This window comes from Xenorhabdus stockiae (assembly GCF_002632825.1).
Classification (GTDB): domain Bacteria; phylum Pseudomonadota; class Gammaproteobacteria; order Enterobacterales; family Enterobacteriaceae; genus Xenorhabdus; species Xenorhabdus stockiae.
Genome location: NZ_NJAJ01000008.1, coordinates 118,391 through 131,701 on the forward strand (window position 1 = coordinate 118,391; position 13,311 = coordinate 131,701).

12 protein-coding genes and 1 pseudogene are annotated in these 13,311 nt (G+C 46.2%); 8 read left to right on the forward strand and 5 right to left on the reverse strand.

The genetic code is table 11. The features are described from left to right. The first annotated feature begins 63 nt into the window (after nucleotides 1-63). The 5 genes from surA to apaH are packed head-to-tail and all read left to right on the forward strand — an operon-like array spanning nucleotide 64 to nucleotide 4,415. Nucleotides 64-1,362 (forward strand): peptidylprolyl isomerase SurA, encoded by a 1,299-nt coding sequence (gene surA / locus Xsto_RS05620; RefSeq protein WP_099124342.1) that lies wholly within the window; start codon nucleotides 64-66, stop codon nucleotides 1,360-1,362. Beyond that, nucleotides 1,343-2,341, forward strand: coding sequence for a 4-hydroxythreonine-4-phosphate dehydrogenase PdxA (pdxA, locus tag Xsto_RS05625; RefSeq protein WP_099124343.1), 999 nt, complete (start codon nucleotides 1,343-1,345; stop codon nucleotides 2,339-2,341). The genes surA and pdxA overlap by 20 nt, the downstream gene beginning before the upstream one ends. Beyond that, nucleotides 2,334-3,164, forward strand: a complete 831-nt coding sequence (rsmA, locus tag Xsto_RS05630) for a 16S rRNA (adenine(1518)-N(6)/adenine(1519)-N(6))-dimethyltransferase RsmA (RefSeq protein WP_099120155.1) — start codon at nucleotides 2,334-2,336, stop codon at nucleotides 3,162-3,164. The genes pdxA and rsmA overlap by 8 nt, the downstream gene beginning before the upstream one ends. 34 nt (nucleotides 3,165-3,198) lie before the next feature. After that, on the forward strand, nucleotides 3,199-3,576 hold the full coding sequence (apaG, locus tag Xsto_RS05635) for a Co2+/Mg2+ efflux protein ApaG (RefSeq protein WP_099108971.1): 378 nt from the start codon (nucleotides 3,199-3,201) through the stop codon (nucleotides 3,574-3,576). A gap of 2 nt (nucleotides 3,577-3,578) precedes the next feature. Further along, nucleotides 3,579-4,415 (forward strand): bis(5'-nucleosyl)-tetraphosphatase (symmetrical) ApaH, encoded by an 837-nt coding sequence (apaH, locus tag Xsto_RS05640; RefSeq protein WP_099108972.1) that lies wholly within the window; start codon nucleotides 3,579-3,581, stop codon nucleotides 4,413-4,415. A gap of 56 nt (nucleotides 4,416-4,471) precedes the next feature. On the opposite strand, the gene folA is transcribed toward apaH, so the two are convergent. From folA to map, 5 genes and pseudogenes are all read right to left on the reverse strand, one after another. Continuing rightward, entirely contained in the window at nucleotides 4,472-4,957 is a 486-nt protein-coding gene (gene folA, locus Xsto_RS05645) for a type 3 dihydrofolate reductase (RefSeq protein WP_099124344.1), read from the reverse strand. A 114-nt stretch (nucleotides 4,958-5,071) separates the two neighbouring features. Beyond that, nucleotides 5,072-5,245 (reverse strand): annotated as a pseudogene (locus Xsto_RS05650) (IS982 family transposase); the annotation flags it as partial. A 224-nt stretch (nucleotides 5,246-5,469) separates the two neighbouring features. Continuing rightward, nucleotides 5,470-6,312 (reverse strand): 2,3,4,5-tetrahydropyridine-2,6-dicarboxylate N-succinyltransferase, encoded by an 843-nt coding sequence (gene dapD / locus Xsto_RS05655; protein ID WP_422646221.1) that lies wholly within the window; start codon nucleotides 6,310-6,312, stop codon nucleotides 5,470-5,472. Nucleotides 6,313-6,357: 45 nt separating this feature from the next. Further along, nucleotides 6,358-9,012 (reverse strand): bifunctional uridylyltransferase/uridylyl-removing protein GlnD, encoded by a 2,655-nt coding sequence (gene glnD, locus Xsto_RS05660; RefSeq protein ID WP_099108918.1) that lies wholly within the window; start codon nucleotides 9,010-9,012, stop codon nucleotides 6,358-6,360. Nucleotides 9,013-9,214: 202 nt separating this feature from the next. After that, nucleotides 9,215-10,012 carry a type I methionyl aminopeptidase gene (gene map / locus Xsto_RS05665; protein WP_099108917.1) on the reverse strand — a complete coding sequence of 266 codons (798 nt, stop codon included), beginning with the start codon at nucleotides 10,010-10,012 and terminating at the stop codon, nucleotides 9,215-9,217. Nucleotides 10,013-10,410: 398 nt separating this feature from the next. On the opposite strand from map, the gene rpsB reads away from it, so the two are divergent. The 3 genes from rpsB to pyrH all read left to right on the forward strand — a co-directional run bounded on the left by rpsB (nucleotide 10,411) and on the right by pyrH (nucleotide 13,285). After that, entirely contained in the window at nucleotides 10,411-11,136 is a 726-nt protein-coding gene (gene rpsB / locus Xsto_RS05670) for a 30S ribosomal protein S2 (RefSeq protein ID WP_099108916.1), read from the forward strand. Nucleotides 11,137-11,420: 284 nt separating this feature from the next. Beyond that, nucleotides 11,421-12,278 (forward strand): translation elongation factor Ts, encoded by an 858-nt coding sequence (tsf, locus tag Xsto_RS05680; protein ID WP_099108914.1) that lies wholly within the window; start codon nucleotides 11,421-11,423, stop codon nucleotides 12,276-12,278. A gap of 278 nt (nucleotides 12,279-12,556) precedes the next feature. Beyond that, nucleotides 12,557-13,285: a UMP kinase gene (gene pyrH, locus Xsto_RS05690; RefSeq protein WP_086955305.1), complete on the forward strand. Its 729-nt coding sequence runs from the start codon at nucleotides 12,557-12,559 to the stop codon at nucleotides 13,283-13,285. The last annotated feature ends 26 nt before the right edge of the window (nucleotides 13,286-13,311 follow it).

A 13,311-nucleotide genomic window follows, 5' to 3' on the forward strand; every position in this document is an offset into this window, starting at 1 on the left:
CAATAAACAAAATGTAAACACAATAACCCCGCTGTAAGGCGGGATTGATATGATGGGAAACATATGAAGAACTGGAGAACGCTCATTCTCGGGTTGATGTTTGCAATGAACACTGCCATAGCAGCACCACAGGAAATCAATAAGGTCGCTGCCATTGTTAATAATGATGTCGTGCTGGAAAGTGACGTCAACAACCTCTTAGAGTCCGTTAAGAATAACGCAAGATTATCTGGTCAGCAGATACCGGATGAAAAGACATTGCGCCACCAAATTCTTGAGCGTCTGATTATGGATGACATCGTCCTGCAAATGGCAAAGCAGATGCAGCTTACTATTCCTGATGCGGATGTGGACTCAACCATTGAAAACATTGCAGCACAGAACCATATGAGTCTTGCTCAGATGAAGCAAAGTCTGGCTGCGGAGGGTATGAATTTCGATACCTATCGAAATCAAATCCGCAAAGAAATGCTGATTGCTGAAGTGCGTAACAACGAAGTCCGTCGTCGCATTTCTATTCTGCCCCAAGAAGTTGATTCTTTAGTGAATCAACTCAGTAGCCATAATGATCAGAATACTGAACTGAACGTTAGTCAGATTTTGATCCCTCTGCCTGAGAACCCAACTCACGCTCAGGTCGAGAAAGCAGAAGTTACCGTAAACAAGATCTTATCTGATCTGAAAAAAGGCGGGGATTTTGGGAAACTGGCAATTGCTTATTCCAGCGATACACAAGCCTTAAAAGGCGGCAACATGGGCTGGAACCGGTTACAGGAACTACCATCATTATTTGCTGAACAGCTTCAGTCAGCTCAAAAAGGGCAGGTTATCGGCCCAATCCGTTCCGGTGTCGGCTTCCATATCCTGAAAGTGAATGATATCCGTGGCGGTAATGCGCCTGTTGCAGTCACCGAAGTCAATGCCCGCCATATTCTGCTGAAAGCATCACCAGTGATGACTGATGAGCAGGCCCGCGACAAATTAAGACAGCTCCGGGAAGAAATTTTAAGCGGTAAAACGACATTCGAGAAAGCAGCAAAAGAGTATTCTGAAGACCCTGGCTCTGCCATGCGTGGCGGTGAACTGGGCTGGAATGTGCCAAGTGCTTATGATCCTGCTTTCCGTGATGCTCTGGTTAAACTGAAAAAAGGCGAAATCAGCCAGCCTATTCACTCTGCTTTCGGATGGCATCTGATTCAGTTGCTTGATACCCGCAAAGTCGACAAAACCGATGCAGCACAGAAAGATCGTGCCTACAAGCTGCTGTTTACCCGTAAATTTAATGAAGAAGCGCAAACCTGGATGCAGGAATTACGCGCCTCTGCTTATGTGAAAATTTTAGATGGCAACGATGCAAAATAAACCCATCATTATCACCCCCGGCGAACCAGCCGGGGTTGGCCCGGATTTAGTCATTGCCCTCGCCCAATTTGAGTGGCCCGTCCAATTAGTTGTCTGTGCCGATCCTGAACTCATGCTCTCCCGTGCACGGCAACTGAACCTGCCCTTGCAATTGCAGCCTTACTCCCCGGAACATTTATCTGACTCACAGTCTGCCGGAACACTGAGTATTCTCCCCGTTTCTCTCCATACTCCGGCTGTCGCGGGTGAATTAAACCGGGAGAATGGTACTTATGTAACAGAAACTCTGGCTAAAGCCTGCGATGGTTGTTTAAGAGGTGAGTTTTCGGCACTGGTAACAGGCCCTGTACATAAAGGGGTTATCAATGATGCCGGGATCGCCTTCACCGGGCATACTGAGTTTTTTGCTGACCATAGCCAGTGTTCACGCGTTGTAATGATGCTGGCAACAGAAGAGTTACGGGTCGCTCTGGCAACAACCCATTTACCGATTCTGGATGTTCCCAAAGCGATAACTTTTGATTCTCTGCGGGAAGTGGTCACCATACTTAATCATGACCTGAAAACCAAGTTTGGCATCCCGAGCCCTCATATCTATGTCTGTGGTCTTAATCCACATGCAGGTGAAAACGGCCATATGGGGCGTGAAGAGATTGATGTGATTATTCCGGCACTGGAGAGCCTCAGAGCCGAAGGTATCTGGCTGGAAGGGCCATTAGCTGCTGATACGCTGTTTCAGCCAAAATATCTGGATCATGCTGATGCAGTGCTTTCTATGTATCACGATCAAGGGCTGCCCGTGCTAAAATACCAGGGTTTTGGCAGAGCGGTGAATATCACTCTGGGGCTGCCATTCATCCGAACCTCTGTCGATCATGGCACCGCACTGGAGCTGGCAGGGACAGGTCAAGCTGATGTGGGAAGTTTTATCACCGCATTGAATCTCGCAATTAAAATGATACAAAACAGTAATGAATAATAAAGTCCACCAAGGGCACCATGCCCGTAAACGCTTCGGGCAAAATTTCTTAACCGACCAGTATGTCATTGATAGCATTGTTGATGCTATGAACCCACAGCCTGGGCAGGCTATGGTGGAAATCGGGCCGGGTCTGGCAGCACTGACCGAACCCGTTGCAGCGCGTCTGGATAAAATGACGGTCGTCGAACTTGACCGTGATCTGGCTGCTCGTTTGCAGGTCCACCCGAAACTGAAAGATAAGCTGACTATTATTCAGCAGGATGCCATGACCGTTGATTTTGGTGAGATCGCCAAAGAACTGGGGCAACCTCTGCGTGTATTCGGTAATCTGCCGTATAACATCTCTACGCCATTAATGTTTCATCTGTTCAGCTTCACTGATGCTGTCGCTGATATGAACTTTATGTTGCAGAAAGAAGTCGTAAATCGTCTTGTTGCCGGGCCGGGCAGTAAAGCCTACGGGCGTTTGAGTGTCATGGCGCAATATTACTGTCATGTTATGCCAGTACTGGAAGTACCGCCGACCGCGTTTACCCCGGCGCCGAAAGTCGATTCTGCTATCGTGCGATTAATCCCTCATAAGGCTATGCCTTATAAATCGATACCTCATCCTGTGCAGGATATCCGCATGCTGGCAAGGATCACGACACAAGCATTTAATCAACGTCGCAAAACTATCCGCAATAGCCTGAGTGACCTGTTTTCTCCTGAACAACTCTCTGATTTGGGTGTTGATCCGGGCACACGTGCTGAAAATATTTCAGTCGAGCAATACTGTAAAATGGCAAACTGGTTATCGTCTCAATCTGAAACTGTCTGATAACGGACATACGTTGCAGTAAAAGGAGGCATTTATGCTCAACGAACCAAGAGTTCATATTCAAGTTCAAAGCGCTTACGTTGAAAGCCAGTCAGAACCGGACCGGCTACGTTTTGTGTTTTCTTATATAATATTAATTCGTAATCTTGGGCATTCCCCCGTGCAACTCATCAGCCGTTACTGGCGTATAACCAACAGTAACGGCCATCAGACAGAAGTTCATGGCGAAGGCGTGGTGGGAGAGCAGCCGGTGATCCCGCCCGGAACGGAGTATCGCTACAGTAGCGGGACTGTTCTGGAAACACCTTTGGGAACAATGGAAGGCCATTATGAGATGATTGATCATCTTGGTAATCCATTCCGGGTTGCTATTCCAGTATTCCGACTGGCTATCCCAACACTGATAAATTAACTATGTCTACATACCTTATCGGCGATATTCACGGCTGCTACCGCGAGCTGATTGCACTCTTACAACAGGTTGATTTTGATCCCGACAGAGATACATTGTGGCTGACAGGTGATTTAGTCGCCCGCGGCCCTGATTCTCTGGCGGTTCTGCGCTATGTTAAACAACTGGGGTCCGCCGTCAGGTTGGTTCTGGGTAATCATGACCTGCATTTGCTGGCTGTGTATAACAAAATCAGTCGTAATAAACCTAAAGACCAGTTGGATGAGTTGCTTACTGCTCCTGATGTCGATGAACTGATTAATTGGCTGAGAAAACAACCGGTATTACAGATCGATGATGAACTGAAACTGGTCATGGCTCATGCAGGGCTGACTCCACAATGGGATCTGGAAACAGCCAGAATATGTGCCCACGAAGTGGAAGCAATCCTGCGTAGTGACAGTTATCCCCTGTTTCTCAATGCTATGTATGGTGATATGCCCAATAGCTGGTCACCAAAATTAAGCGGACTGTCACGACTGCGTTATAGCACCAACGTATTGACACGAATGCGTTACTGTTTTCCGAATGGTCAGCTGGATATGATTTGCAAATCCAAGCCCGAAAATGCTCCCGCGCCACTAAAACCCTGGTTTGAACTCCCGCGAAAAATTCCTGAAGATTATTCCATTGCATTTGGTCACTGGGCAGCACTGGAAGGAAGAGGAACGCCTGCTGATATTTATGCTTTAGATACAGGCTGTTGCTGGGGTGGAGAGCTGACGCTTTTACGTTGGGAAGATAAACAATATTTCAGTCAGCCTGCATTTACTACTCAGTCAGATGATTCAGATTCGTAATTTTTAATGGAGGGTCGTCTGACACTCCATTTCTCAAACCTGACAGAGAAAAATAATTACTGCCTTCTTTCCAGAATTTCAAAACAGTAGCTGTGTGAATTGCGCTCATCAGCATCGTGATATTCAGTAAAAACCGAGTTCCACTCATCGGGTTCATAATCAGGAAAATGGGTATCCCCGATCACTTCGGCGTCAATGTGAGTCAGGTACATGCGACTGGCCAGAGGAATAAATTGTTCATAAATTTTACCACCGCCTATCACCATTATTTCTTCGACATCACCTGCCGCAGCCAGAGCTTCTTCGATAGAGCTGACCCAGGTTACACGATCATCGCTGCCTGGCTGACGGCTGATGATAATGTTCAGACGGCCCGGTAAAGGTCGACCAATCGATTCATAGGTTACTCTTCCCATCACAACCGGCTTTCCGAGTGTATTACGCTTAAACCAAGCTAAATCACCCGGAACAGTCCACGGCATAGCATTGTCCAGACCAATAACACGATCCATCGCCATTGCAGCAATCAAGCTGATATTCATTAAGTCACCTTACAGGCAAGTAGTATGAAAATTGCGGACACTATACGGAAAGGGGTAGTCACAGTCGATAAGATTAGTGATTTGTTCAGAATAGGTAATTAACCCCAATTCCGTTTAAGCCATTGCTGAAATATCTTCTTCTGAGTAGAAAACTTTCAGTGATGGCTTCTTCTCCTTAAGGCAGTAAGCAATCAATCCAGTTAAAACAGTTAACAAAAATCCGGTTATATTTCGGTGACGAGAATGTTCTATTTGAGCGATATTTTTTAACTGCCCATTAATCGTTATCAATAATAAAACATTTTTTAAGCGTTACCTTACCTATGTGGGTCGAATAAATGATGAAGACAAAACGTTAACACGCCCTAGCAATAATGCATCCTGATGCCCACCAAAAAGACAGAAACCCGAGTATCATGAATTATCTGGCAAGGATAGTTCAGGATTTCAGAGATAATAATTGAGTTTTTGCCTATAAAAAATAGCGGATCTATTATCCGCTATTCAAAGAGTTAGTCTATTGTACGCAGCAATTCATTGATACCCACTTTGCCACGGGTTTTGGCATCGACCTTTTTCACGATAACAGCACAATACAGGCTGTAGCTGCCATCTTTGGAAGGCAGGTTACCGGATACGACGACAGAACCCGCAGGTACTCGGCCATAATGGATTTCGCCGGTTTCACGATCATAGATTTTGGTACTTTGGCCGATGTAAACACCCATTGAGATCACAGAACCTTCTTCTACGATAACCCCTTCCACAATCTCAGAGCGTGCACCGATAAAGCAGTTGTCTTCAATGATAGTCGGGTTGGCCTGTAATGGTTCCAGAACACCACCAATACCGACACCGCCGGACAAGTGAACATTTTTACCGATTTGCGCACAGGAACCTACTGTTGCCCATGTATCGACCATTGTTCCTTCATCCACATAAGCGCCCAGATTTACGTAAGATGGCATTAATACAGTATTACGTGCGATGTAGGCACCCTGACGTACTGCTGCTGGTGGTACGACACGGAAGCCTTCTTTTTCGAAACGTGCCTGATCATAATCAGCAAACTTCATCGGTACTTTATCGAAATAGCGGCTTTCAGCACCTTCCATAACCTGATTGTTATTAATGCGGAAAGAGAGCAGGACTGCTTTTTTCAGCCACTGATGTGTTACCCACTCATCTGCGATTTTTTCAGCGACACGCAGTTTACCGCTGTCCAACATTTGAATGACTTGATTGATGGCATCACGTGTTGTTTCGTCAACAGTTGCGGGAGTGATGCTGGTACGGTTTTCAAATGCATTTTCAATAATGCTCATTAGCTCGGCAATAGGTTGTATTTGCTGCATTGGTAAGGGATCCTTTATTCTTAGTCAAATATTGGTTAGTGAATGCTATACTTTATCCTTGGTGTTAAGGGCTTCTGTCAACCTTTCTGACAATTCATCTTTGATTTTTTTATCCAGTGCCAAATAATCTTTATCCGTCAGTACAAAAAAATCCTCTACCCGCTCACCGATGGTTGTAATGCGCGCACCATGTAGGGAAATTCCTAATTCGGCAAAAATACTGCCGACTTTGGCCAGTAGGCCGGGTTGGTCCAGAGCGACGAGTTCCATATAAGTGCGTCGGGTATTTTGTGACGTTAAGAAACTGATTTTGGGAGGTACGTCAAAGTGGCGTAATTTAGCCGGTAATTTACGCGTTTTGGGTGCTTTCGGATGAGGATCGTTAATGGCTTTGAGCAAAGACTGGCGGATAGGTTCATGGCGGTCAGGTGCCAGAGAGTGATCATTCGGATCCAGTATGACAAAGGTATCCATTGCCATTTCGTCCCGATTAGTGAAGATCTGGGCATTATGAACACTTAAATTGCGCCGATCTAATTCCCCCACGACAGCCGCGAAAAGAGAAGGTCTATCCTGACACCAGATAAATATTTCCGTTCCTCCATGAGAAAATGAAGTACTGATCAATACCATTGGATCAGGATATTGATGGTTAACTAAATGGCTGGCATGCCATGCCAGTTGATCCGGCGTATGGCGCAAAAAATAATCTGCGTGGCAGCGGCTCCAGATATTATGCAACCTTTCTTCGTCAATCGCTTCCTGACGTAACAGTGCCAAAGCCTGCAAGCGGTTATGCCGGATACGCTCCCGTAAATCAGGCGTATTTTGTATCCCCTTAAGTAGCTGGGTTTCAGTCGCGAAATAAAGTTCGCGCAGCAGGCTCTGTTTCCAGCTGTTCCATAGTTTGGCGTTTGTGGCACAGATATCGGCAACAGTAAGGCAAAGCAGGTAATTCAGGCGGTTCTGATTTTTGACCTGACAGGCAAATTGCTGGATGACTTCGGGGTCCTGAATATCCCGTCGTTGGGCAGTGATTGACATCAGTAAATGATAGCGAACAAGCCACTCCACCAATTCAGCTTCGTAAGTTGTCAATCCATGCTGTTTGGCGAAGGCAAACGCATCTTTCGCTCCCAGCTCGGAGTGGTCGCCATTGCGCCCTTTGGCAATATCATGGAAAAAAGCGGCCAACCGCAGTAATTCAGGCTGCGGTATGCGTGGGTAGAGTTCAATACACACAGGGTGAAGTATGCGGTTATTTTCATCGGCAAAACTTTCCAGTTTCTGCAATAACCGGATGGTGTGCTCGTCGACGGTATAAGCATGGAACAGGTCAAACTGCATTTGGCCGACTATGTTGCTCCAAAGCGGAGTATAGGCACTTAATACACTGTGACGATGCATTGGCAGCAAAGCACTTTTGACAGCGTGAGGGTGCCTCAGGATTGCCATAAAAATTTTTCGTGCCTGAGGAAGTTCGCACAATGGCTGCTTAAGGTTCCGGCGGGCATAGCGAAGCTGGCGTAACGTAGTGGAATAGATCCCGTTAATTTCCCGGTGAACGGCCATGTGATAAAACATTTTCAGAATTGAGGCTGGATCACGGGTAAACAGTGATTCATCAATAACATCGATAAGATCTCCCCGTAACTGAAAGGCCTCATTCAGGGGACGGGGTTTTTCATCTGGCTGTAGTGTCAGGATTGCTTCATCAAACAGTTGCAACAGCATGTCGTTCAATTCGCTGACTCGGCGGGTCACGCGATAGAAATCTTTCATCATACGTTCAACAGGCTGATTATGTTCGCCTTTATAGCCGAGAAGCTGAGCGACACTAAACTGCTGTTCAAACAATAGACGGTTATCGTAACGGGTAACAGACAGATGGAGGGCAAAACGGATACGCCAGAGAAAATTCTGGCATTCGTTTAATTCATCCCGCTCTTCGTGAGTCAGAAAACCAAAATCGACCATTTCATCTAAAGATGTCGCCCCGAAATGACGGTGAGCCACCCAAAGGAGAGTATGGATATCACGTAATCCCCCTGGGCTGCTTTTTATATCGGGTTCCAGATTGTAGCTGGTACTGTGGTATCGCTGATGACGATTTTTCTGTTCGGTGAGCTTGGAGGCAAAAAATTGGGCTGATGGCCAGAAGTCATCACTGAAAATGTGTTTTTGTAAGCGCAGGAACAGAGGTAAATCACCACAAATTAAGCGGGATTCCACTAAGTTAGTGGCGATAGTCAGATCGGAAAGCCCTTTTTCAAGGCACTCTTCGAGAGTTCTGACACTGTGGCCGACATCCAGACGAATATCCCAGAGCAGAGCTATAAAGCGTCCAATCTGGCTTGATTGTTCTTCAGTCAGTGGATGTTCACTCAGAATCAGCAGATCGATATCTGAAAGAGGGTGCAACTCGCGTCTTCCATAACCCCCAACGGCAATCAGGGAAAGAGTATCTATCTGATCAAACCCATACTGCTGCCACAACCGGGTCAGAAGTTTATCAATATAATCACTGCGTGCATAAATCAGTGCGGTCGGGGAAATACCCGCTTTGAATGCCTGTTCAAGCCACAGTTGAAACTCATCAATATGCTGCTTCAGCACCGGGCATTGCAGATCATCACATGAAAATTCTACCGGAGAGACAGGAGGAATCGGGGCGTGCGCAAAAGCAATATCAACTGGCATATTCAGAAACCTATGATAAGAAACTGGGAGATGGGCAGGCGTTTGTAGTCGATGATGAAGCCCTGTGAGGACAGTTTATGTACAAGGGCTTCATTTGGCAATGCTATCCTGACAACGGGATCTTTGGCAGGAGGAGCAAATTATATCAGCAGATTGTTATCGATTAATCTGTGGTTGGTTTACGTAACTGTTCGTTAAGCGATTACGCGTTAACCAATACTGCTGAAATCTGCGCTTCTTCCTCTTTGCGCCATGTCATGATTTCGCAGCCGTTGTCAGTAACGACAATAGTGTGCTCGTATTGTGCAGACCAGCCGCGATCTTTGGTTTTGACAGTCCAGCCATCTTTCATGGTACGGATACGATAATCACCCGCATTGACCATGGGTTCGATAGTGAAAGCCATGCCTTTTTGCAGCACAACCCCGCCATCATCGGCATCGTAATGAAGCACATGCGGCTCTTCGTGGAAAACCCGGCCAATACCGTGACCACAATATTCACGAACTACGGAGAAATCATTCCCTTCCACATATTGCTGAATTGCTTTGCCGATAGTACGCAGACGGATACCCGGTTTCACCATTTTCAGTGCAAGGTACAGACTTTCCTGAGTCACACGGCACAGACGTTCGCCTTGAATCGTTGGTTTACCAACGATGAACATTTTGGAGGTATCACCGTGAAATTCATCTTTAATAACAGTAACATCGATATTAACGATATCGCCGTCTTTCAGTACCTTGTCATCACTTGGAATACCGTGGCAAATCACGTCATTGACCGAAATACAGACAGATTTAGGAAAACCGTGATAACCCAGACAGGCAGAAATAGCCTGCTGTTTATTAGTGATATGTTCGTGGCAAATCCGATCAAGTTCACCCGTGGTAACGCCTGCTTTAACGTGTTGCTCGATCATCTCCAGAACTTCAGCTGCCAGACGACCGGCAACGCGCATTTTCTGAATATCTTCGTCTGTTTTGATAGTAATAGCCATGAAATCAGTCCATTAGAACCGGTAAATCACCGATTCTTTGATATTAGTTAATGAAAAAATGATGGTGGTAATGGTATCAGCCTGCTTTATATCTAACAATAACCGTTGATTGCTAAGACGTCAGAAAGCGATAACAAATGTTGGTGTATAGGGCCGGATTATGGTATAAAGCGCGCCGGTATTCTGTGTAATTGTTTCCTGTGGAAGCAATATTTCAGAAATGCTAAATAAACTCATTTGTGTAAATAACACACACGGATCGGCACATACACCGGGGTGCTCTCATGTGACTAATTCGTATGAATCTCTTTCATGCGGTATGAATAGCACACAGTTAAAGAGTCGGTGTCATGGGATCTGTGGAGGCATAACCCCAATTAACTTTATAGAGGTCTAAAATGGCAACTGTTTCCATGCGCGATATGCTGCAAGCGGGCGTTCACTTCGGTCACCAGACTCGTTACTGGAACCCAAAAATGAAACCTTTCATCTTTGGCGCTCGTAACAAAGTTCATATCATCAACCTGGAAAAAACTGTTCCAATGTTCAACGATGCTTTGGCTGAGCTGAACAAAATTGCTTCCCGTAAAGGCAAAATTCTGTTTGTTGGCACCAAGCGTGCTGCAAGCGAAGCAGTAAAAGAAGCAGCTCTGGGCTGTGACCAATACTTCGTTAACCACCGTTGGTTAGGTGGTATGCTGACTAACTGGAAAACTGTTCGTCAGTCAATCAAGCGTCTGAAAGATCTGGAAGCTCAGTCTCAGGACGGTACTTTTGACAAGCTGACTAAGAAAGAAGCGCTGATGCGTTCTCGTGAGCTTGGCAAACTGGAAAACAGCCTGGGCGGTATCAAAGACATGGGCGGCCTGCCTGATGCTCTGTTTGTTATCGATGCTGAACATGAACACATCGCTATCAAAGAAGCAAACAACCTGGGTATCCCAGTATTCGCTGTTGTTGATACTAACTCTGATCCAGATGGCGTTGATTTCATTATCCCTGGTAACGACGATGCAATCCGTGCAGTAAAACTGTACCTGACTGCTGCTGCGACTTCTGTTCGTGAAGGCCGTTCACAGGATCTGGCTGTTCAGGCTGAAGAAGGTCTTGTAGACGCTGAATAATAAGGCATGCTCATTTCTGAGCCCTTATTGACCAGGTATTGAAATATATTGGTTAGGGGGCCTGTCAAGGCCCCCTTTACATATCTGATATAGAACTATACCCAATGGATTTCGAGTTGCATCGCGGCGGCAAGGAAGAGAATCCCCGGGAGCATAGATAACTATGTGACTGGGGTGAACGAGCGCAGCCAACAAAGAGGCAGCTTGAAAGACGAAGGATATTATCTGATAACTTTCCACGCGGAATATTATCTTCCCGCGAGACACATCGAGGAATTAAACAAATGGCTGACATTACCGCTGCTCTGGTAAAAGAACTGCGTGAGCGTACTGGCGCAGGCATGATGGAATGTAAAAAGGCACTGGTTGAAGCGAATGGTGATATCGAGCTGGCTATCGATAACATGCGTAAATCCGGTCAGGCAAAAGCGGCTAAAAAAGCAGGCCGTGTTGCAGCTGAAGGCGTTATCCTGGTTGAAGTTTCAGCAGATGCTAAATTCGCAGGTATCGTTGAACTGAACTGTGAAACTGACTTCGTTGCTAAAGATGCTGGCTTCCTGGCATTCGGTAAAGAAGTTATCACTTCCGTTATGGCTGACAAAAATTCTGACATCGATGCACTGAAAGCTAAGTTCGAAGAACAGCGTACTGAACTGGTTGCTAAAATCGGTGAAAACATCAACATCCGTCGTGTTGCTATTCTGGAAGGCGAAGCTGTAGGTTCTTACCTGCACGGTGCTCGTATCGGTGTTCTGGTTGCGGCTGAAGGCGCAAACGAAGAACTGATCAAACACGTTGCAATGCACGTTGCTGCAAGCAAACCAGAATATGTTGACCCATCTGACGTTCCTGCTGACGTTGTTGCGCGTGAGCATCAGATCCAGCTGGACATCGCAATGCAGTCTGGCAAACCACGCGAAATCGCAGAGAAAATGGTTTCTGGCCGTATGAACAAATTCACCGGCGAAATCTCTCTGAATGGTCAGAACTTCGTGATGGACCCAAGCAAAACTGTTGGCGCTCTGCTGAAAGAGAACAACGCTAAAGTTATCAACTTCATCCGTTTTGAAGTTGGCGAAGGCATCGAGAAAGTTGAAGCTGACTTCGCAGCAGAAGTTGCTGCAATGAGCAAACAGGCTTAATTGTCTTAACGGAGCCGCCGATTGGCGGTTCCGTCTTATCTATACCCAATGGATTTCAAGATGGATCGCGGCGGCAAGGGAACTCATCCCCGAGAGCATAGATAACCGTATGTTTATAAAAACGGTGAACGGGGTGAGCGAGCGCAGCCAACAAAGAGGCAACTTGAAAGACGAAGAGTAAGAAGAATTTTTACATCTGGCTATATAGCATGGATGTGTATTAACTGAATAATTGTAGTAACCCCCAATAATCCTTATCTGCTTAGGACTGAAACACCATGGCAACCAATGCAAAACCCGTATATCAGAGAATCCTGCTTAAGCTCAGTGGAGAAGCCCTGCAAGGCGCAGAAGGTTTTGGTATCGATGCTAGCGTCTTAGACCGCATGGCTCAGGAAATCAAAGAACTGGTTGAGCTGGGTATTCAAGTCGGCGTCGTTATTGGCGGAGGCAACCTGTTTCGCGGAGCCGGTCTGGCTGAAGCAGGAATGAACCGTGTAGTCGGCGACCACATGGGCATGTTGGCAACAGTAATGAATGGTCTGGCAATGCGTGATGCCTTACACCGCGCCTATGTGAACGCCCGTCTGATGTCCGCTATTCCTCTGAATGGCGTTTGTGATAACTATAGCTGGGCTGAAGCTATCAGCTTACTGCGTCATGGTCGTGTTGTTATTTTCTCGGCAGGTACTGGCAACCCGTTCTTTACGACAGATTCCGCAGCTTGTCTGCGCGGCATTGAGATTGAAGCGGATGTTGTGTTAAAAGCAACCAAAGTTGACGGGGTCTACTCCGCTGATCCTGCAAAAGATCCAGAAGCTGTTCTTTATAACAAACTCGATTATCAGGATGTATTGGAGCGTGAACTGAAAGTTATGGATCTTGCTGCCTTTACACTGGCCCGCGATCATAACCTGCCAATCCGTGTCTTCAATATGAACAAACCAGGTGCACTTCGTCGTGTTGTCATGGGTGAAAATGAAGGTACGTTGATTTCTCACGACTGATTTCTTCGTACACAGAGACATCGGTG

What these genes read in the sequence shown, in the direction of transcription:
- surA (WP_099124342.1), top strand. Translation starts at nt 64, where the DNA reads ATGAAGAACTGGAGAACGCTCATTCTCGGGTTGATGTTTGCAATGAAC.
- pdxA (WP_099124343.1), top strand. Translation starts at nt 1,343, where the DNA reads ATGGCAACGATGCAAAATAAACCCATCATTATCACCCCCGGCGAACCA.
- rsmA (WP_099120155.1), top strand. Translation starts at nt 2,334, where the DNA reads ATGAATAATAAAGTCCACCAAGGGCACCATGCCCGTAAACGCTTCGGG.
- apaG (WP_099108971.1), top strand. Translation starts at nt 3,199, where the DNA reads ATGCTCAACGAACCAAGAGTTCATATTCAAGTTCAAAGCGCTTACGTT.
- apaH (WP_099108972.1), top strand. Translation starts at nt 3,579, where the DNA reads ATGTCTACATACCTTATCGGCGATATTCACGGCTGCTACCGCGAGCTG.
- folA (WP_099124344.1), bottom strand. Translation starts at nt 4,957, where the DNA reads ATGAATATCAGCTTGATTGCTGCAATGGCGATGGATCGTGTTATTGGT.
- dapD (WP_422646221.1), bottom strand. Translation starts at nt 6,312, where the DNA reads ATGCAGCAAATACAACCTATTGCCGAGCTAATGAGCATTATTGAAAAT.
- glnD (WP_099108918.1), bottom strand. Translation starts at nt 9,012, where the DNA reads ATGCCAGTTGATATTGCTTTTGCGCACGCCCCGATTCCTCCTGTCTCT.
- map (WP_099108917.1), bottom strand. Translation starts at nt 10,012, where the DNA reads ATGGCTATTACTATCAAAACAGACGAAGATATTCAGAAAATGCGCGTT.
- rpsB (WP_099108916.1), top strand. Translation starts at nt 10,411, where the DNA reads ATGGCAACTGTTTCCATGCGCGATATGCTGCAAGCGGGCGTTCACTTC.
- tsf (WP_099108914.1), top strand. Translation starts at nt 11,421, where the DNA reads ATGGCTGACATTACCGCTGCTCTGGTAAAAGAACTGCGTGAGCGTACT.
- pyrH (WP_086955305.1), top strand. Translation starts at nt 12,557, where the DNA reads ATGGCAACCAATGCAAAACCCGTATATCAGAGAATCCTGCTTAAGCTC.